Below are 1,382 nucleotides of genomic sequence, written 5' to 3'. Positions count from 1 at the left end.
GCCACCACCTCGCGGATGATGTGCACCGCCTCCGCCTCCAGCACCCGCAGCTCGTCGACGGTGGTCGTGAGGCTCATGCGGTGCAGCTCCTTCCGACAGCGGGGGCCCGCAGCGCGCCACGGGCGCTGCGGGCGGCGGCGGCCGGCCGCCGGCGGGGGTTGGGCACGAGGAGGAGGGTATCGCCGAGCGGACGCCCTCCCGACCGCCGAGCGGGTGGACGGTGTCCGCATGCTGAGACGCCTCGTCCAGCATGCGTCCACGGATCCGCGCGTCCCGATTGACACCGCGCGGGCGCGTCGGCAGTCTTCGAGACGTGCGCGCGCTCGAGCTCCCCGTTGAGCTCCTGCTGACCGCTCGGCACCACGTCGACCTCCGACGGTGCGCGAGCGCGATCTGTCGCACCACCACTCCCCGCTGAGGCCATCGGCCCGCCGGGCGCACCGCCGCGCCCACCGCCCCCTCGGGCGCCCACCACACACCTGCCCGCCGCCCCCTCGCGGCCGGACCCCCCGCGGAGTGAACACCCCATGCGCTCGCTCGTCCTGCTCGCCATCGTCGGCCTGGCCGCCCAACTCGTCGACGGCAGCCTCGGCATGGCCTACGGCGTCACGTCGACCACCCTGTTGCTGGCCATCGGCGCCAACCCGGCCGCCGCCTCGGCCACCGTCCACCTGGCCGAGATCGGCACCACCCTCGCCTCGGGGGTCTCGCACTGGCGGTTCGGCAACGTCGACTGGAAGGTCGTCGCCCGCATCGGCGTGCCCGGTGCCGTCGGCGCCTTCCTCGGCGCGACGGTGCTCTCCAGCCTGTCGACGGAGACCGCCGCGCCGATCATGTCGCTGATCCTGCTGGCCCTCGGCACCTACGTGCTGGTGCGCTTCACCGCCTTCGGCCTGCCGGTCGGCCGGCTCGGCAAGCCGCTGCGCAAGCGGTTCCTCGGCCCGCTGGGCCTCGTCGCCGGTTTCGTCGACGCGACCGGCGGCGGCGGCTGGGGCCCGGTGGGCACGCCCGCCATCCTGGCCAGCGGCCGCCTGGAGCCGCGCAAGACGATCGGCTCCATCGACACCTCGGAGTTCCTCGTCGCGGTGGCCGCCAGCCTCGGCTTCCTCGTCGGCCTCGGCTCGCAGGGCGTCGACTTCGCGTGGGCGGGCGCGCTGCTCGTCGGTGGCGTGCTGGCCGCCCCGCTGGCCGCGTGGCTGGTCCGCCACCTGCCCCCGCGCATCCTCGGCGCCTCCGTGGGCGGTCTCATCATCCTGACGAACACCCGCACGCTGCTGCGCAGCGACTGGATCGGCTGGAAGGAGGAGCCGCTGCGCTTCGCCGTCTACGCCGTCATCGCCCTGGCCTGGGCCGCGGCCCTGGCCTACTCGATCCGCGAGCAC

Annotated in this window: 1 protein-coding gene and 1 pseudogene; one reads left to right on the top strand and one right to left on the bottom strand. The window is 74.8% G+C overall.

Going from position 1 to position 1,382, the window contains the following annotated elements:
- Window positions 1-230 (bottom strand): annotated as a pseudogene (locus ABEB16_RS08680) (hypothetical protein); the annotation flags it as partial.
- Window positions 231-527: 297 nt separating this feature from the next.
- Between ABEB16_RS08680 and ABEB16_RS08675 the strand changes: the two are divergent.
- Window positions 528-1,382, top strand: an 855-nt coding sequence (locus ABEB16_RS08675) for a sulfite exporter TauE/SafE family protein (protein ID WP_345711861.1), incomplete at its 3' end; no start/stop codon positions are given.

Source organism: Kineococcus glutinatus, assembly GCF_039542765.1.
Lineage (GTDB): Bacteria > Actinomycetota > Actinomycetes > Actinomycetales > Kineococcaceae > Kineococcus_A > Kineococcus_A glutinatus.
Note: the sequence above shows the minus strand (reverse complement) of the source record. Positions and strands in the feature narration are given on the sequence as shown.